Genomic DNA, 18,115 nt, shown 5'->3' with positions numbered 1-18,115 from the left:
CGGCTCGTTTTTTATGTAGTCATAAACTCATGAGTGACGCAAGCATTTCTGTTGCCAAAAAAAGAGGCCGCCCCGCAACTGGTGTCGGCACGATGATTGGCGTTCGCCTTCAACCCGAGCAGCTGGCGGATCTAGATCGATGGATCGAGAAGAACGCGGGCCTCGGGCTATCCCGGCCGCAAGCCATTCGACGCTTACTCAATATGGGCATGCATGCCGATCCCGACTTTCCCATGCAGTTGAAGCCGGCACGTTAGGAGAACCCATGTTTTTGGTCCGCATTCATGAAGGCACGATCGAGGACGCGGCCATCATTCATGATACGAAGTTACCTATTGTTCCGCGTGTAGGTGAAAAGATCACTATTCGTTGGCCCGACCGTCGAGAGGATCGCTTCAAGGTAATCGCCGTCAACCATCTCTTAGAAGTGAAGGCCGGTATATCCTTGAACGACGACCTAGTTGGAGTTCAAGTTCAGGTCCAATATCTTTAGCTTGTTTCCGAAAGCCACGTCAGCCAATGTAGCGCCTGCTCCCGAAGTGTTGACGGGAACGCCATCGCGAGAAGCATAAATCCTTCACGATCAATTGCGGCGTGGCGACAAAAGCGGGTGCCCCCGAGCCCAGCAGTCACGGGATGGCGATCAAAGCGATAGTGCGGTGCTGCGGCGGGGCACTGGCGTAACACTAGGTCAATCGCAGTAAGGACGTTGTGATGCCGCTGATGGAAGACGTTAGCCAGCTGGCGGCTGTCGACAGTACGATGTTCAACGGGGGGGATCATGGTGTGATGGCCTCCCCAACCTTGTCAGACCATCCTAATAGCCGATCAAAATTCACCCCTTCGGCGGTGACTGTTGTCAACTCGCCAAACCCCCCTACCCAGTGTTTTCCGCGGTTCAGGTGTTTCCGCTGCTCGGAGAGCACGGCCGCGCCTGATGCCCTGGGATCGAACACGGCAGGATCGAACGCACCGGCCGCGATCGGCGGCATACATAGTTGATCTATTTGCGCGAGGGTGAAGGGGCGGTAGCTGGGACCGAAGAACGCTTGGCTGCTACCAACAATCCAAGCCTCGGGTGCGTCTTCATCGTCGGACCAAAGGCCGACAATTAGGTGGCAGTCGTTTCGGCCGGCCCGTTCATAGTCGGCGGCGTTTTCCGCGTTCCACTGGCGGTGCATTGCAAGGAAGGCGGGCAGGCTTCGTATGGCCTCGTTCTGCGATCTGACAGGTATTTTGGCGGCAATCTCATTCGGCCGAATTCGACCGATCCCTACAATCGCCATCCGAAGGCGCTGGTTGATCGCGACCTTGGAAGCAATCGCGCGAAGTGTGCCGTCATGTGCACACAAGGCTCCATCGGTCAGTAGCGAGACGCTACAGGACTGAACGATTACACTCACCGCGCTCATGGCGCTGCTCCTGTAAAGCGCACCGCCCCCGGCATGACGTGCCCGAAGACGATATCCATTCCAGCGTTTGGATTGGCAGACCACTCGTCCGGCGAGGCGCTGGAAATACGTTTCGCGGTCAGTGCACTACCCGCAGCCAAGGCTGCAGCCGCAAAGGATGAAACTTTGGCAACGACGCCGATGACATGAAGAGCGCTTGCGCCGAGCCCCAGGCCGGGAACGGCCCCGAGTCCCGTAGCGACTAGCGCGATGCCGCCGACGATCTCGGCGGCAGTGGCAAGGAACTTGCTCATGAAATGTCCAATTGTGTGACGGGAGGGATGAAAGGGGGCGAAGTCGAAGCCCAGGGCGGTCCCTCCCGCCGGTATATCCACCCTTCGCTTTGGCTACGCCGGCGCTGCGCCGGGGTTCTTGTAGGCACCGCGTGAATCGACCACGCCAGCGCCGAAATCCATGTAGACGCGGAAGGCGGTTCCGAGGGTGTCCCACGCTTCCTGCATCTCGACATGCGGACCGGCCTCGCCATCGAGGTAGGCGTACTCCAGCACCGGCGAGAGGGCGGGATCGGCGAACAGATACCAGCCGTCGCCCCCAAGGCGCGGATCGACCAGCGGCGCGAGCTTGCCCGCAAACGGGTTCGCGTTGTCCACCTGGTTGGCGGTGAGCGGCGAGCTGATCAGCTTCTCGATCAGCGTCTCGTCGCTCGCGGCCGACAGGATATATTTCGGCGCGGTGGCGAGCGGCGTCACTCCATCATCGTCCTTCTGCATACGCATGGCGAAGCGACCTGCGTCGAGCGTCTCGACGCTGGGGGCGGCGCCCACGGGCGCGAGATTGCCGTGGCTGGCATGGAACAGCGGCTTGCCGTCCGCCATGATCGGGTTGCTGTCGATCAGCTGCGCGAGCAGGCTCGCTTCGGTTTCGGCCGACGCGCGCGCCATGAGCCGGATCGGATCACCGAACGCCCCCAAGTCGTCGTTGATGATCGCTTGCCGGCTCAGCGAGAACTGCTTCGCGAATGTCTTCAGCGCGTAGCTTTCCTTGCGCGACTTAAACGTGCCGCTCTTGATTTCGCCGCTCTCCGGCACCTCCACCAGTGTGCCGAAGCCCGACAGTTGCAGCCCGCTGATTTGGCGGAAGTCGCGGGCGGATCGCTGCCGCGCCACGGTCTTCAGCGGCGACGCGGCAGCAGCGAACATGTCGAGCAGGAAACGCTGTCCGGCTGCGGTGAGAAGGTCCGGAAAATCGCTGGTGGTGTGCATGCCACCAGCGAAAGCACGAGCGTGATCCTGCACGAAGCCCGCCCGCGCGCCCACGCGGTTCCAGGCGGACGCGCTCAGGACCTCGTTGGGCGCCATGCGATGGGCATTAGCGACGCCGTTGCGCGACAGCATCTCGCCTGCCAGCTGCACCATCGTCATACCGGCGAACTCGCGCGCCTGATCGGTAGGCGCCCGTCCGCTCATACGCGCATAGAGCGCGTCCTCGATCGCGCGGGCATGGAACGTCGGATTGTCGAAGGTGGCGTTCGGTCCTCCCCCCAAACCGAGTGCGACATCGGCGTAAAATTGGCGGGGGCTGGCGGCATTACCGCCTGACCGCATGCGCTGGCGTTCGCCCATGATCGCCAGCATCGCCACACGCGCCTCCGCTTCGCCCATGCCCCGCTCCGCGATCTGAACCGCCATATGCGAACACGCCTCGGGCGTCAGATTGTCGAACGTGCCCATGTCGGTCGCCATCGCGCGCAGCTGGGCAAGCGTGGCAGGCGGGGAAACCGTTACGGGTGCGTCGGTGGTCGAAAGGGTGGTGCTGGAGGCGGGAACGGTCATGATGGGCTCCGATCGATTGAGTGTGCGGATGATGCAGGAATGGTGCGTGGCGGCGGGTGCAGAGCGGACTTGTGCTTGCGCATCGAAGGGCACGGGGACGAAGCTGACCTCGGTCGGCTCCCAGTCGATCGCGCGCCATACGGCCGGTCGGCCGGCGGGTTGCTCGACCTCGTAGACGTAGACCACGTACCCGACTGACAGATTGCGGATAATACCGGCCGCAATGTCACCGACGATCGGCGCTAGGTCGGCGCGCGCGGAAAGTTGGAGCGTTGCGATCCCTTGCCCGCCTTGCATGCGAGCCGAGCCGGGGACGACTACGCCGATCTGACTGCCAAGGTCGCTTCGATCATGCGTATTGAGGACCGGCGCGCCGTTGTTCAATCGATCGAGGCGAACGTTCTGCGGAGCGGTCGCCAGTTCCTCTTCGATCATGTCGAAGCTGTCCCAGTCGAACCGCGCGCCTCGCGCTCCCGTCGTCCACACCACATCCAGCGTGCGCGTCTCCGGGTTCCACGTCCCAGGCTGAAGGCTCACGTCGCGGTGGGCGGCGGTTGCGCTGGCGCGTCGTTCGGCGGTGCTGGCGGCGGTCATCGTCATGCCGCCATCGTCGGCGCATCGTCGCCGTTGGTCGACGTGACACGCGCACCCAATTGAGGACATGCGAGGACATTTGCGGACATTGCCACTTCGACCGGCACCCGGCCGCGCCGCTGGACGGCGATAAGGTCGTCCATGGTGTAGCGCACGCGCCCGGTCGGGGTCCGGTAGTGACTGACCATGCCAGCCTTGCGCCAGCGGCTCAGCGTCTTCGGCGCGATCGAGAGGATCCGTGCAGCCGCCTTCTCATCGAAGTCGCGGACCTGATCGATGATCATGCCCACCCCCGTGAACAGTTCAGTTCATGAAGTTCATAATCACGAACGGCGTTTGAACGCTGAAACGATGCACCGCGCCACACCGCAATGCGCCTGGCGCCCCCGAAGGGACCCGTGAGGGGTGGGGTCCGCGCGGTCGAGGTTAGTTCGGCGCCTTCCCAGCCACGCCCCGCGCCTTGTGCCAGTCGATCTCGGCGGTTGTCGCCATCTCGACCATCAACGCCACCGCTTTGTCCGGCCCGAATGCGCGATGCATGATCGTGGCGGCAGCGCGCATCAGCACGGCGACGGCCGGCGCGGTGTGGTCGGTATGGTCCAGCGCATGCTGGATCAGCTGATCGCAGAGCGTAGTAGGCTTCGTCATGGTCAGTCTCCGTGAACCCTTGCGTTGAAATGGATAACCCTTGCGCGACCCTTGCACGCTTGGATGACGGAGAATGGCGGAAATCCGCCATTCTTGAGAAAGAAGTGCAAGGGTTGCAAGGGTTGCAAGGGTTAAAGGTAAAGACACACACATGCGCCTGCGCATGTATGCGCGCATACATGTGAGGCAGGGTTACACAGAACTCTTGCAACCCTTGCAGACGCGCGGAAACGCTAGGGAAAACCCTTGCACAAACCGTTGCACTACCCTTGCACGAACCCTTGCAAGGCGGGTCAGATTGGCCGGTCATCATCATCTCCAAAGGGGTGCGGGGACGATGGACGATCATCGACACCGATCGCATCCGGGTCCTCGAAGTCGGCCGGCACGCGCGTGGTGGTGAGGTCGAGCCAGCGCATGCCGTGGCTTTCCACCTTGCGGTGCCCGCGATCGAGCATGGCCTTGCTGAAGCCCGTCTGTGTCCACTCGCGCTCACCGGCCGCGCGTGCCCAAGCGATGAACAGCGCGTGGAGCTTGGAAGACTGGACGCGCTCGCCCTTGGCCTCGGCCGTACAGGCCGCAAGGAAGCGCCCCATGGGGTCGCTCTCCTCGCGGTAGTCAGCCGTCGCGCCGCGAACGATGGCCGGCTCCTGAAGCCCGTGGAGGCGCCAGTCGGTCAGCCCTGCGAGCAACCGATTGAGGATGCCGCTCGCCTCGCGCTGCATCTTGGCGACCAGCTGGCGGTCCTTTTCGGCATCGGGGATCTGCACCTCCCACGGCACCAGCATAACGCGTCGCCAGATGCCGTCATCGATGCCGCTGATCGATGGCCGGTGATTGCCCGACATGGTCATCTTGAATTGCGGGTAGAGGTCGAACGGGTCGCGGTTCAGCCGGCGCACCGACATTGGCTCGCCACCCGTCGCCAGCTTGATTAGCGCCTCCGCGAGCTTCGATCCTTTTTCCGGCTCCGAGGTTCGCAGCAGGCGGACGCCGACTAGTGCCGCCAAATCAGGCGAGGCGTCCGATCCTTTCCGCTTCCGCCCCTGATCGAGGAACGTTTCGATCGGCACCGTGCCGGCGAGGTCGCCCGCGATCGTCGCCCAGGTATCGACCAGCGTCGACTTGCCGTTCGCGCCCTTGCCGTGGAAAAACGCTAGCTTCTGTTCCGACACATCTCCGGTAAGCGACAGGCCGCCCCACTGGTGAAGGAAGCGGCGCATATCCTCGGCCGGCTGCACACGGGCAAGGAAGCGGTCATAGACCGGGCACTCGGCACCCGGCCGATACTCGACAGGTGCAAGGCGCGTGATGAGGTCGGCCGGATCGTGCGGCCGGAGCGTCAGCTTCGCCCACGGCTCGGGTGCGTCCGCTTCGTGCACAAGCTCCAGCGTGCCGTTCAGCACGTTGATGAGGAACGGGCTGCGGTCCAGTTGCTCGGGCTGAATCGTCAGCCCTGCACCACCGATGTTCTTCGCGATGCCGGGAATGCAGGCAAGACGCGTCGCGCTCTCCGACGCCTTCGCCCACGCGAGCAGCTTGTCGGATAGCAACACTTCGGAGCCGTCACGCTTCGTCTCGACCAGATCGTCAAGCGCGCCGTCAACGCCGAGGTCGCGCCGGCCGCTGGCAACCATGGCCTTGGCCTCGGCACGGATCGTGCGAACCGTGTCCTGCGTCCATCCGCCGATCAGCGCATCCGCACCGTCGAGGATGAACCGCCGGCCGTCATATGCGATCCAGCCCATCTTATCGACGTAGCGGACCCGATCTCCGTAGCGCGCGGCGAACCGCTCCGCATTGCCGAGGTCCGTGAAGGGACGCTGGCACAAGCGCCGATTCAGCGCGTCTTCCGACGCCGGATCGCGCAAGGGTGGATTGTCATTTGCCGTCCGTTGACGAGCGTTCCCGGCGTGGGTCGCGACAGCCGACAGGTCGCGGGGCTGCGCCATGCCGGCCGTCCAGCCGCTGTCTATTGTCGCCTCGATCGCGCTCCGATCGTCGTTGCCCGGGTTGGCAAGCGCCGCCTGCATTATCGCGGAGCGTGCGAGCGGTTCGCCGATGGCGCCGGCCGCGACCAGCTGCGCGACCGAATAGGCACCGCGGTTAAGAGCGTTCTGGCGCGCACCGCTGGCGGCCGACTGAATCGTCTGGCACTCGCGATCGAGCGCGGCCATGGCATAGCGTTGCGCGGGCGGCGCTCCGTCCACCAACCTCAGCTTTGGCTGTCCATGGGTCGGCGTTGCACCCTTGCGGGCTTGCAGGACCGTGACGAGCGCGGCGGGCGCTGGGACGATCGCGGCGCCGGCATCGTCGCGGAGCCAGCGATAGCGCCGGCCGTCCTTCATGACGCTAGGCGGCGCGATGACGTAGCCGCCTTCGCCGCGCACATCGACATGCTCGGGGAGGTTACCCCGGTTTCGGATCGTGTCCCCGTCGGTCGGCTGCTGGAGATAGACGTGGACGCCGCCGCTAGGCGTGCGCACCGCGAGCGAGGCCGGCAGCGGCCCGCCAATCTGCGCCTCCAGTTCGCCCTTCAGGCGCTCAAGGGTCCATTCCTCACCCGTGTCAGGATCAACGCGTGGGTCAAAGTCGAGCGCGAACAGCCTGTTCGAACCCATCGCGATGCCGATCATCGCGGACGGCCATTTCGACCACCAGGCGCGTACCTGATCGGGGTTGGTGGTCGCCTTGCATACGCCGCCCGTGCCCTTGACCGGCTTCCCGGCCGCATCCTTGTCGGCCGCTACGAGCGGGCGCTTGTGCACGGGTGAACAGGGGAAGACAGACCAGCCGCGCGCGGCATAGTCGAGCGCGGCTTCGAGCAAGGGTGTGGTGGCGTTCACCGCAGCACCTCCAGACCGATATGATCCCCGCCGCGCCACCACTCGATTCCGGGTCCGCTGCCGCGTACCGCGCGTCCATTCGGCGCCAAGGCATCAAGGCGCGCGAATGCGAATCGCCGCGCCCGCATCAGCGTCATGGGCGCCGAGGGCGGATAGCGGCGGTCGATCCGATTGAACGGGAACAGCGTGTAGACAACGAAGCGACGAGCGCTGCCGGCAACGGGCCGCTCTACAAGCTGAACCGTAGGGGACGTGCAATGCAAACCGCCCCCGTGGGGGTGCTCGGGGCCAACCGGCCAGCCATCCGCGCGCTGCGCGTAGCTCGCTGCCAGTTCGATCCCGGCACGATCCAAACCGGTCGCGCAAGGGCTACTTGCAGCCCGATAAAGTTCGCAGTCGGCTGCTAAGTCATTGATATTGGGTAGGGTGCTTTCACCCCGTAAACTGCGAAAACTTGAGGTTTTCTGCCACTCGGGTGTGGCTTTGCAGTCCTCTACGTCACCACTCCGCCATCGGGCCTCGATCGCTGGAGGCGGGGCCAATGCCGGGGCGGGGCGAGGGTGTCAACCATTTCGCCGTGCAAATCCGTGTGCAGACGGCTTGGCGGTGGCCGGCGCGCGGGATAGAACATGGCGCGAAACGAAGTGTATTGCATAACTAACACGGCTGTGCGACAGGGTGGGCATGATGACGACGGACATGGATCAGATCAGCGGCGACCGGTTCGCCACGATGCGCCACGCGATGGTGGCGAGCCAGTTGCGGACCACTGCGGTCGAGGACCAGCGCGTGGTCGCCGCGATGGCACGCCTGCCGCGCGAGGATTATCTTCCCCGCAGCGCGCGCGATCTGGCGTATCGCGACACCGCAATCGCGCTGGGCGGCGGGCGTTACGCCAATCTGCCGCTGGCCACCGCGCGGCTGCTCGATGCCGCGGATCTGCACGCAGACGAGCGCGTGCTGCTGATCGGATCGGCCGGGGGCTATACCGCGGCGGTGCTCGCCGAGATCGTTGCCGAGGTGACCGCGGTCGAGAGCGACCCGGCGCTCGCCGCGATCGCGCGCGAGCGGCTGGAGCACGCCAAGCGCATCGTGCTGGTCGAGGGGCCGCTGGCCGAGGGTGATGCCGCGGGTGCGCCCTATGACGTGCTGGTGATCGACGGCGCGGTGCCCGCGGTGCCGCAGGCGCTGGCGGATCAGATCCGGCCGGGCGGCCGGGCGGTGCTGGGCCTGGTCGATCGCGGCCTGACGCGGCTCGCCGCGGGTGCGCGCACGCCCGGCGGGTTCGCGGTGATGCCGTTTCTCGATTGCGACTGCGCCGTGCTGCCGGGCTTCGACCAGCCCACGCCGTTCCGCTTCTGATGGCGCGGCTCCGTTCCGGCTGGCTGCTCTTCGCCGGGGCGAGCCTCATCGCGGGCCCCGCATCGGCGGAGACTCTGCGCGAGGCGCTCGTCAAGGCCTATGCGAGCAATCCCACGATCACCGGCCAGCGCGCGGCGCTGCGCGCGACCGACGAGGGCGTGCCGCAGGCGCGCTCGGCGGGGCTGCCGTCGGTGGCGCTGAACACGGGCTATGTCGAGAATGTGCTCGGCACCAGCAATTCGCTCGCCTCGCCCGCGCGCCAGGCGACGGGGAACACGCAGCTAACCGTGCCCGTCTATCAGGGCGGCGCGGTGCGCAGTTCGGTGCGCGCGGCCGAGACTCGCGTGGAGGCGGGACGGGCCACGCTGCGCGGCACCGAATCGGATCTCTTCACCGCAGTGGTCGCCAGCTATATGGACGTGATCCGCGACGAGGCGATCGTCGGGCTCAACATGCAGAATGTCCGCGTGCTGGAGGTGAACCTGCAGGCGAGCCAGGACCGGTTCCAGGTCGGCGACCTGACGCGCACCGACGTGGCGCAGTCGCAGGCGCGGCTCGCGCTCGCCCGCGCGCAGCTCGAAACCGCGCAGGCGCAGCTGATCGGCAGCCGCGAAACCTATATCCGCGTCGTGGGGACGCCGCCCACGAAGCTCGAAGTGCCGCCCACGCTGCCGAAGCTGCCGCCGTCGCCCAACGCGGCGGTGGGCGAGGCGCTGAACAACAATCCGACGCTGCTGGCCGCCGCCAAGGCGCGCGATGCGACGCGTTACGACGTGAACGTGGCGCGCGCGAGCCGGCTGCCCAAGCTGAGCGTCGTGCTGGGCGGCAATTATTACAATTATCTGGGTTCGCTGGGCGCGGGCACCGCGGTGCCGGTGGGCCAGACGGGCACGTCGGGCACCGCAGGGGTCGCCTTGACGGTGCCGCTGTTCCAGGGCGGGCGCCCGGCATCGCTGGTGCGCCAGGCGGAGGCGCTGCGCAGCCAGTCGATCGAGAATGCGACCTCGGCCGAACGCGCGGTGATCGCGCAAACGCGGTCGGCCTATGCGAGCTGGAAATCGTCCGAACAGGTGATCGCCTCGTCCGAGACGGCGGTGAACGCGAACAAGCTGAGCCTCGAAGGCGTGCGCGCCGAGAACAGCGTGGGCACGCGCACCATCCTCGACATCCTGAACGCCGAGCAGGAGCTGCTCAACAGCCAGGTGACGCTGGTGACGGCGCGGCGCGACGCCTATGTCGCGGGCTTCGCGCTGCTGGCCGCGATGGGCGATGCCGAGGCGCGCGACCTGGGGCTGGAGGGCGGTGTGCTCTACAATCCGGTGACCAATTACGAGCGCGTCCGCAACCGGTTCGGCGATTTCGGCGGCGATGGCGAGCCCAATGCACAGGCGACATCGACCGCCCAGACCCCGGCGCAGGACGCCACCGTCGCGGCGCCCGTCGACCCGATGCTCGAAAGCCCGGTTGACAGACGCGCGCCGTTAACCACAGGTGCGCAAGCGCCGAGCCGCCGTCAATAAGGGTGGTGGCCGGGATCGGGAAGCTCAGGATGGGCGAAGTCAGCGTCGAACCTTCGATGGAGGAGATCCTCTCGTCGATCAAACGGATCATCGCCGAAGAGGGCGAGGGCGTTCCGCCCCGGCGCCGTCCGCAGCGCACCGCGCCGTTGCCCTCGCCCGTCGACCTGCTGGGCGACGACGAGGATGACGACGACCATGTCCTCGAACTGAGCGATCCAATGCCGGAAATCGACCGCCTGCCGGAGCCTGCGCCGATGCCCAAGCCTGTTCCCGCGGCCCGCGCCGTGCGCGATCCCGCGCCCGCTGCCGCCGCCCCTGTAGCCACGACCACGCCCGCGGCTCCTGCTGCTGCGGCGCCCGTGACCGCCCCCATCGTGTCGCAGCAGACCGCCGCGGCGAGCCGCGGCGCGCTCGACATGCTGTCGCGCATGATGGTGAAACCCGAGAGCGATTCCGACGGGACGCTCGAGGGGCTGGTGCGCGAGATGCTGCGGCCGATGCTGAGCGAATGGCTCGACGCGAACCTGCCCGCGCTGGTCGAGACGATGGTCGCGCGCGAGATCGAACGGATCACCAGCCAGCAGGGTTGAACCCCGCTGGCCTCGTGCGTGCCGCCTCGCTAAGGCTCGGCGCATGAGCGAACTTCCCAAGACCTTCGATCCCGCCACCATCGAGCAGCGCTGGTACGCGCATTGGGAAGAGCAGGGCCTGTTCCATCCCGATCGTCCGGGCGCCGAGCCGTGGACGATCGTCAACCCGCCGCCCAACGTCACCGGCGCGCTGCATATCGGCCACGCGCTCGACAACAGCCTGCAGGACATCCTGACGCGCCACGCGCGGCTGAAGGGCAAGGACGCGCTGTGGGTGGTCGGCACCGATCACGCCGGCATCGCCACGCAGATGGTGGTCGAACGCCAGATGGCGCTTCTCCAGCAGAAACGCACCGATCTGACGCGCGAGCAGTTCGTCGAGAAGGTGTGGGCTTGGAAGGCGGAGAGCGGCGGCGAGATCACGCGCCAGCTCCGCCGGCTCGGCTGTTCGATGGATTGGGCGAACGAGCGGTTCACGATGGACGATGGCTTTTCGCAGGCCGTGCTCAAGGTGTTCGTGGCGCTTCACCGCGAGCGGCTGCTCTACCGTGACAAGCGGCTCGTGAACTGGGATCCCGGCCTCGGCACCGCGATCAGCGATCTCGAGGTGGAAACGCGGGAGATCAAAGGGAGCTTCTGGCGGCTGCGCTATCCGCTCGCCGATGGGTCGGGCTTCATCGAGGTCGCGACGACGCGGCCCGAGACGATGCTCGCCGACATGGCGGTCGCCGTGCATCCGGACGATACGCGCTACACCGCGCTGGTCGGCAAACAGGTGCGGCTGCCGATCACCGGGCGCCTGATTACGATCGTCGCCGACGAACATGCCGATCCCGAACTGGGCTCGGGCGCGGTGAAGATCACGCCGGGGCACGACTTCAACGATTTCGAGGTGGGCCGCCGCGCCGGGATCGAGGCGCGCGACATGCTCAACATGCTCGATGCGAAGGCGCAGGTCGTCCAGACCGCCGACAGGCTGATCCCCGCCGAACTGATCGGCCTGACCACCGCCGAGGCCCGCAAGGCCATCGTCGCGCGGCTGAAGGCCGATGACGTGCTGATCGCGCATATCGACAAGGATGGCGAGGCGCACGACGCCGAGCCGCGCACGATCCAGACGCCCTATGGCGACCGTTCGGGCGTGGTGATCGAGCCTTGGCTGACCGACCAATGGTATGTCGACGCCAAGACGCTCGCAGCTCCCGCGATCGAGGCGGTGCGATCGGGCGCGATCCGGCTGGTGCCCAAGACGTGGGAGAAGACCTTCTTCAACTGGATGGAGAATATCCAGCCCTGGTGCGTGAGCCGCCAATTGTGGTGGGGGCACCGGATCCCGGCATGGTTCGCCGAGGATGGCCGCGTGTTCGTCGCGGAAACCGAGGCCGAGGCGCAGGCCGAGGCGGGCGACGGCGTCGTGCTGGTGCGCGATCCCGACGTGCTCGACACCTGGTTCTCCTCGGCGCTGTGGCCGTTCGCCACGCTCGGATGGCCGGAGAATGCCGATCCGACGCTCGCCGGCCGCTACCCGAACGACGTGCTCGTCTCGGGCTTCGACATCCTGTTCTTCTGGAACGCGCGGATGATGATGCAGGGGCTGCATTTCATGAAGGACGTGCCGTTCCGCACGCTGTACCTCCATGGTCTGGTGCGCGCCGCCGACGGCTCCAAGATGTCGAAGTCGAAGGGCAACACGGTCGATCCGCTCGGGCTGATCGACCGCTACGGCGCCGATGCGCTGCGCTTCTTCATGGCGGCGATGGAGAGCCAGGGCCGCGACATCAAGATGGATGAGAAGCGGGTCGAGGGTTACCGCAACTTCGCGACCAAGCTGTGGAACGCCGCCCGATTTGCCCAGGGTTATGGCATCGAATCGAGCACCGCGCTGGAGGCGCCGGCAGCCATGCTCGCGGTGAACCAGTGGATCGTGGCGGAGACGATCGCCTGCGTGCAGGCGGTAGACCTGGCGCTCGCCGACTATCGCTTCGACGGCGCGGCGAACGCGATCTACCAGTTCGTGTGGAGCCGCTTCTGCGACTGGTATCTCGAACTCATCAAGCCGGCGATGATCGACGGCGAGCGCGGGAGCATCGATCCGGAATCGAAGGCGGTGGCGGGCTGGGTGATCGACCAGATCCTCGTGCTGCTGCACCCGTTCATGCCCTTCATCACCGAGGAATTGTGGCACGCGATGGCGCCGGCCGATCGCCCCCGCGCGCACGACCTGATCGTCGCGCGCTGGCCGATGGCCGATGCGCGCAGCATCGATCCGGCGGCGAGCGCGGAGATCGACTGGACGATCCGTCTGGTCGGCGAGATCCGCACCGCGCGCACCGAGCTGAACGTGCCGCCCGGCGCGCGGCTGCCGCTCCACGTCCGCGATGCGAATGCGCAGACGCTGGCGCGGCTGGAGCGGCAGGCATCGGTGCTGGCGCGGCTGGCCCGCGTCGAGCGGGTGGAGGGTGCGGCCACCGGCGGCGCGGCGCAGGTGGTGGTGGACGAGGCGACCTTCGTCCTGCCGCTCGAAGGCGTGATCGACCTCGAGGCCGAGCGCACGCGCCTGGCCAAGGCGATCGCGGCGGCGGAGAAGGAGCGCGACGCGCTGGCCGGGCGGCTCGGCAATACGAGCTTCGTCGAGCGCGCGAAGCCCGATGCGGTCGAGAAGGCGCGTGCCGATCATGCGGAGAAATCCGCCGAGGCGGCGCGGTTGCACGCGGCGCTGGGGCGGCTGGGGTAGGCGGGGTGACGGCGTTGGTGGGGTGAGTGGGGGTGCGGAGTGGCTGACGAGAAACCGGCGATGGCGCCCAGGCGGGGCGCACATGATCTGACTCATGGGCCGATCGGCAAGACGCTGCTCGCCTTCGCGCTGCCGACGCTCGGCTCGTCGATCCTGCAATCGCTGAACGGTTCGATCAATGCGGTGTGGATCGGCCAGTTTCTCGGCGAACGCGCGCTGGCGGCGACCACCAACGCCAATATCATCATGTTCCTGCTGGTGGCCGCGGTGTTCGGCTTCGGCATGGCGGCGACGATCCTGATCGGCCAGAATATGGGCCGGCGCGACATCGACGCGGTGCGGCGGGTGCTCGGCACGTCGATCGGGCTGTTCACGATCATCTCGGTGCTGACCGTGGTGCTCGGCTGGCTCGTCGCTCCATCGATCCTGCGGCTGCTGGCCACGCCGGCGGACGTCTATCCGCTCGCGCTGGCCTATCTGCGCGTGATCTTCGTCGCGATGCCGCCGGGCTTCCTGGCGGTGCTGCTCACCATGGCGCTGCGCGGCACGGGCGATTCGCTGACGCCGCTGAAGTTCATGGCGCTGGGTTCGGTGATCGACGTCGGGCTGAACCCGCTGCTGATCCGTGGCATCGGCCCGATCCCCGCGCTCGGCATCGAGGGATCGGCGCTGGCGACGCTCACCGCCAACATGGTCTCGCTGGCGGCGATGCTCGGCTATATCTATGCCAAGGATCTGGTGATCCGGCTGCGCGGCGCCGAACTGCGCTATCTGCGGCCCGAGCGCGCGCTGTTGCGCACGATCGTCGTGAAGGGGATTCCGATGGGGCTGCAGATGCTCGTCGTCTCCACCTCGGCGCTGGCGATGATCGGGCTGGTCAACCGGCACGGCACGGTGACGACCGCCGCCTATGGCGCGGCGAACCAGCTCTGGACCTATATCCAGATGCCCGCGATGGCGGTGGGCGCGGCGGTCAGCGCGATGGCGGCGCAGAATATCGGCGCGGGCGCATGGGACCGGGTCGACCGGATCACGCGCGCCGGGCTGCTGATGAACCTCGCGCTCACCGGCGGGCTGCTGGTGCTGCTGACGCTGCTCGACCGGCACGTGCTCTGGCTGTTCCTCGGGCAGGACGGCACCGCGATCGCCATCGCCGCGCGGATCAACCTGATCGCGGGCTGGAGCTTCGTGCTGTTCGGCATCTCGATGGTGCTCGCCGCCACGGTGCGCGCGAACGGCGCGGTGGTCGGGCCGCTCGTGATCCTGGCGATCGCGATGTTTCCGGTGCGCTTCGGGCTGGCCATGGCCTTCGCGTCGCGGCTGGGCGCGGATGCGATCTGGTGGAGTTTTCCGGCCGGATCGCTTGCCTCGATGCTGATGACGATTGGCTATTACCGGTTCGGCGGGTGGCGTAAGGGCAGGCTCGTGGCGGCGCCCGCCCATGCGCAGGAAACGGCGCTGGCGGACGCGCAGCCGACGGGCAAGCCTATGCCGGTGGGCTGATCTGCGGTGGCGGGAAAGGGGTTTCGCGCGGAGGCGCGGAGCGGTGTGAGGCGCGGCAGCGTTTCGACCTCTACGACGCTGGAGAAAGCCTATGCGCGTTGGATCCCATAATCCGGTTGGACCGAGCTTGTCGAAGCACGCCTTCCGCGATCCAGCCCTTCGCCTGTAATACAGGCCCTTCGACAAGCTCAGAGCGAACGGTGAAGAGTGGGATCAGCCGAGATCACCAGGCTTCAGGCCATGTCCTACTGCCGCCGCGCGCTCCGCGCCTCCGCGTGAACGTCTCCTGGCATCGTGTGCAAGCCGGCTGACGATCTAAGCCGGCACCATCACCTCGATCACCCCCGCCGCGATCTTGGCGGTGACCGGCGTCTTGGCCAGCACCTCGCCGTCGATCGAGATCGGCAGCGGCGGTTCGGTGGCGATGCGGATGCTCTTGCCACGGAAATCGCGCGTGTCGTCGTGACGGGCGTCGAGCCGCAGGACGCTTGCCGCCCAGTTGCGCACCAGCCGCGTCTTGGTTCGGCCGACCACCGCCTGCACCACGATCTCGCCCGAATCGACCGTGGCGCCATCCACCAGCTGGGTGCCGCCATGATAGGGACCGTTGGAGATCCGCACCTCCACGACGCGCAGCCGCTCGGCCGTATCGCCTTCGCCGACGATCAGCGTGAACGGCTTGAACTTGGCATATTGGTACGTCGCCCAGCTCAGATAGCCGACCCGCCCCAGGATCTTCTTGAGCCCGTGCGGCACCGTCTCGGCAATCTGCGGGCTCATCCCCATCGCTGCGCAATTGGCGAAATAATCGTCGCCGATCATGCCGAGATCGATGCGCCGCGGCTTGCCGCTCGCGAACACGCCCACCGCTTCGGCGATGTCGAGCGGCAGGCCGAGCGTGCGCGCGAAGCTGTTGGCGGTACCGAACGGCAGCACGCCGAGCAGCACGCCCTTGCCGACCAGCAGGTCGACCAGCCCGCTGATCGTGCCGTCGCCGCCGCCCAGGATCACCAGATCGGGCTTCTTGGCGAGCGCGGCCGTCAGCACGTCCTCCAGATCGTCGGGATCCTTCACGGCATGTGCGTCCACCGGAAAGGGCAGCGCGCGCGTCGCCCGGCACGCCTGTTTGAACAGCGCGCGTCCCTTGCGGGATTTGGCGTTCACGATCATGGCGGCGGAGCGGATGCGAGGCTGTCGGTCGTTCATGAACACCCCAACGCACGCGCGGCGGTTTCGCCCCCGTAACGCTTGCACGGGCCGGCTTGCAGGCGCAGACCGCGCCGCATGACCGCCAGCTATCCCGCCATCCGCCTGCGCCGGACCCGTTCCAGCGCGTGGAGCCGCCGCCTTCATGCCGAGACGGTGCTCACCCCCGCCGACCTGATCTGGCCGCTCTTCGTGTGCGAGGGGCAGGGCGTCGAGGACCCGATCGGCGCGCTGCCCGGCGTTTCGCGCTGGTCGGTCGACGGCATCGTGGCGCGCGGCCGCGAGGCGCGCGATCTGGGCATCCCGTGCGTCGCGCTGTTTCCCTATACCCCGCCGCATCTGCGCGACGAGGAGGGGTCCGAGGCGCTCAATCCCGACAATCTGATGTGCCGCGCGGTGCGGGCGCTGAAGGATGCGGTGCCCGAAGTGGGGGTGCTGACCGACGTGGCGCTCGATCCCTATACCAGCCACGGCCATGACGGGCTGGTCGATGCGGCAGGCTATGTCGTCAACGACAGCACCGCGGAGCGTCTGGTGGCGCAGGCGCTGAACCAGGCCGAGGCGGGCGCCGACATCATCGCGCCGTCCGACATGATGGACGGCCGCATCGCCATGATCCGTGCGGCACTGGAAGGGGCGGCGCACCAGAACGTCCAGATCATGTCCTATGCCGCCAAATATGCCAGCGCCTTCTACGGCCCGTTCCGCGACGCGGTCGGCACCCGCGGGCTGCTGAAGGGCGACAAGAAGACGTATCAGATGGACCATGCCAATGCCGAGGAGGCGCTGCGCGAAGTGGCGCTCGATCTGGCCGAGGGCGCGGATACGGTGATGGTGAAGCCCGGGCTGCCCTATCTCGACATCATCGCCAAGGTGCGATCCGCGTTCCAGGTGCCGGTGTTCGCCTATGCGGTATCGGGCGAATATGCGATGATCGAGGCATCGGCCGCCGCCGGGGCGGGGGACCGCGATGGACTGGTGCTGGAGACGCTGGTCGCGTTCAAGCGCGCCGGGGTATCGGGCGTGCTGACCTATCACGCCGCGCACGCCGCGCGGCTGCTGAACGGGTAGTCCGGCCTAGCCTTGCGGCAGCGCGGCGGACAGGCGCGCGATCGTGGCGCCTTCGCTGTCCGCCTCCGCCTTGGCGCGATCGCGCAGTGCGGCGATGCCGGGATAATCGGGCGCGAGCGTCGCGGCGCGGTCGATCGCCAGTTGCTCGACATCGGTGAGGAGCGCGGATGCCTGCGCGCGCCAGTCGTCGAGCGAGGCGAGCGCGCTTTGCGCGGCGATCCAGCGTTCGCTGCCGGCCGCCTGACCCTTGGCCGCCGCCGCCGCGATTTCCGCCTTTGCGGCGTCGCCGGCGAAACCATGCGCGATCGCACCCAGCCGCTGCGCGGTTTCCGCCAGCCGGGCATCGAGCGCGGGATCCGCGGTGGCGACAACTGGCGTGACGGTCGGTTCGGCAAAGCCCAGCTTCTCGATCGGACGCGGTGCCAGCGAAGGAAAATGCCCCTTTTCCGCCGCGCAACCGCCGAGCGACGCAAGGGCGAGGGACAAGGCCGCGAGGAGGGGGAGGGTGCGCATGATGGCCTTGCTCTATGCGGCCGAAGAATGTTGCGCAACGCACTTGCGCGATCCGATCGCCGCGTCTAACAGCGCCACTCCAATGTGCACCCGTAGCTCAGCTGGATAGAGCATCAGACTACGAATCTGAGGGCCGGGCGTTCGAATCGCTCCGGGTGCACCATTGGTTACAGCGACATGACCCCCTTCGTTCCTGCCGGAACGGAGGGGGTCGTCGTTTGTGCGGCGCTCGCCGCGGATGACGAGCCAGCTTGCAGTGGGCGGGGCCATCGATAGAAGCGGGC

General features: G+C 66.7%; 16 protein-coding genes and 1 tRNA gene. 9 read left to right on the top strand and 8 right to left on the bottom strand.

Translation table 11 applies throughout. The annotated features are described in order from the left end of the window. Positions 1–29: 29 nt before the first annotated feature. The gene (locus tag OXQ95_RS05805) at positions 30–257 is read left to right on the top strand and encodes a hypothetical protein (RefSeq protein WP_267380530.1); all 228 of its coding nucleotides are present in this window, start codon (positions 30–32) and stop codon (positions 255–257) included. An 8-nt stretch (positions 258–265) separates the two neighbouring features. After that, positions 266–493 (top strand): hypothetical protein, encoded by a 228-nt coding sequence (locus tag OXQ95_RS05800; RefSeq protein ID WP_267380529.1) that lies wholly within the window; start codon positions 266–268, stop codon positions 491–493. A 286-nt stretch (positions 494–779) separates the two neighbouring features. Here the strand turns inward: OXQ95_RS05800 and OXQ95_RS05795 are convergent, their stop codons facing one another. The 6 genes from OXQ95_RS05795 to OXQ95_RS05770 form a co-directional block, all read right to left on the bottom strand. Continuing rightward, positions 780–1,412 (bottom strand): hypothetical protein, encoded by a 633-nt coding sequence (locus OXQ95_RS05795; RefSeq protein WP_267380527.1) that lies wholly within the window; start codon positions 1,410–1,412, stop codon positions 780–782. After that, on the bottom strand, positions 1,409–1,705 hold the full coding sequence (locus OXQ95_RS05790) for a hypothetical protein (protein ID WP_267380525.1): 297 nt from the start codon (positions 1,703–1,705) through the stop codon (positions 1,409–1,411). Before OXQ95_RS05790 ends, OXQ95_RS05795 begins: the two co-directional genes overlap by 4 nt. Before the next feature lie 93 nt (positions 1,706–1,798). Next, positions 1,799–3,844, bottom strand: coding sequence for a prohead protease/major capsid protein fusion protein (locus tag OXQ95_RS05785; protein ID WP_267380523.1), 2,046 nt, complete (start codon positions 3,842–3,844; stop codon positions 1,799–1,801). Then, positions 3,841–4,122 carry a helix-turn-helix domain-containing protein gene (locus OXQ95_RS05780; protein WP_267380521.1) on the bottom strand — a complete coding sequence of 94 codons (282 nt, stop codon included), beginning with the start codon at positions 4,120–4,122 and terminating at the stop codon, positions 3,841–3,843. The genes OXQ95_RS05785 and OXQ95_RS05780 overlap by 4 nt, the downstream gene beginning before the upstream one ends. 142 nt (positions 4,123–4,264) lie before the next feature. Beyond that, positions 4,265–4,486, bottom strand: coding sequence for a hypothetical protein (locus OXQ95_RS05775; RefSeq protein WP_267380518.1), 222 nt, complete (start codon positions 4,484–4,486; stop codon positions 4,265–4,267). 293 nt (positions 4,487–4,779) lie between these two features. Then, complete coding sequence (locus tag OXQ95_RS05770; protein WP_267380516.1) at positions 4,780–7,332, bottom strand: phage/plasmid primase, P4 family; 2,553 nt, start codon at positions 7,330–7,332, stop codon at positions 4,780–4,782. A gap of 687 nt (positions 7,333–8,019) precedes the next feature. Here OXQ95_RS05770 and OXQ95_RS05765 point away from each other — a divergent pair. The 5 genes from OXQ95_RS05765 to OXQ95_RS05745 are packed head-to-tail and all read left to right on the top strand — an operon-like array spanning position 8,020 to position 15,041. After that, positions 8,020–8,694 (top strand): protein-L-isoaspartate O-methyltransferase, encoded by a 675-nt coding sequence (locus tag OXQ95_RS05765; RefSeq protein ID WP_267380514.1) that lies wholly within the window; start codon positions 8,020–8,022, stop codon positions 8,692–8,694. Beyond that, on the top strand, positions 8,694–10,214 hold the full coding sequence (locus tag OXQ95_RS05760; protein ID WP_267380512.1) for a TolC family outer membrane protein: 1,521 nt from the start codon (positions 8,694–8,696) through the stop codon (positions 10,212–10,214). Before OXQ95_RS05765 ends, OXQ95_RS05760 begins: the two co-directional genes overlap by 1 nt. Positions 10,215–10,243: 29 nt before the next feature. After that, a complete protein-coding gene (locus OXQ95_RS05755) occupies positions 10,244–10,804 on the top strand; it encodes a DUF2497 domain-containing protein (protein WP_267380510.1) in 561 nt (186 codons plus the stop codon). A gap of 43 nt (positions 10,805–10,847) precedes the next feature. Then, positions 10,848–13,538: a valine--tRNA ligase gene (locus OXQ95_RS05750; protein ID WP_267380508.1), complete on the top strand. Its 2,691-nt coding sequence runs from the start codon at positions 10,848–10,850 to the stop codon at positions 13,536–13,538. Positions 13,539–13,598: 60 nt separating this feature from the next. Continuing rightward, the gene (locus OXQ95_RS05745) at positions 13,599–15,041 is read left to right on the top strand and encodes an MATE family efflux transporter (RefSeq protein ID WP_267380506.1); all 1,443 of its coding nucleotides are present in this window, start codon (positions 13,599–13,601) and stop codon (positions 15,039–15,041) included. Between the two features lie 315 nt (positions 15,042–15,356). On the opposite strand, the gene OXQ95_RS05740 is transcribed toward OXQ95_RS05745, so the two are convergent. Next, a complete protein-coding gene (locus OXQ95_RS05740) occupies positions 15,357–16,247 on the bottom strand; it encodes a diacylglycerol kinase family protein (RefSeq protein WP_267380504.1) in 891 nt (296 codons plus the stop codon). Between the two features lie 78 nt (positions 16,248–16,325). Between OXQ95_RS05740 and hemB the strand changes: the two genes are divergently transcribed. Next, a complete protein-coding gene (gene hemB / locus OXQ95_RS05735; RefSeq protein WP_267380502.1) occupies positions 16,326–17,318 on the top strand; it encodes a porphobilinogen synthase in 993 nt (330 codons plus the stop codon). A gap of 6 nt (positions 17,319–17,324) precedes the next feature. Here hemB and OXQ95_RS05730 read toward each other — a convergent pair whose 3' ends face one another. Continuing rightward, positions 17,325–17,831, bottom strand: coding sequence for a hypothetical protein (locus OXQ95_RS05730; protein WP_267380500.1), 507 nt, complete (start codon positions 17,829–17,831; stop codon positions 17,325–17,327). Positions 17,832–17,917: 86 nt separating this feature from the next. On the opposite strand from OXQ95_RS05730, the gene OXQ95_RS05725 reads away from it, so the two are divergent. After that, positions 17,918–17,994 (top strand) — tRNA-Arg (locus OXQ95_RS05725). Positions 17,995–18,115 lie beyond the last annotated feature (121 nt).

Origin of the sequence: Sphingomonas sp. GC_Shp_6 (assembly GCF_026540835.1) — a bacterium.
Classification (GTDB): Bacteria; Pseudomonadota; Alphaproteobacteria; order Sphingomonadales; family Sphingomonadaceae; genus Sphingomonas.
This window is presented reverse-complemented; position numbering and strand designations above follow the sequence as displayed.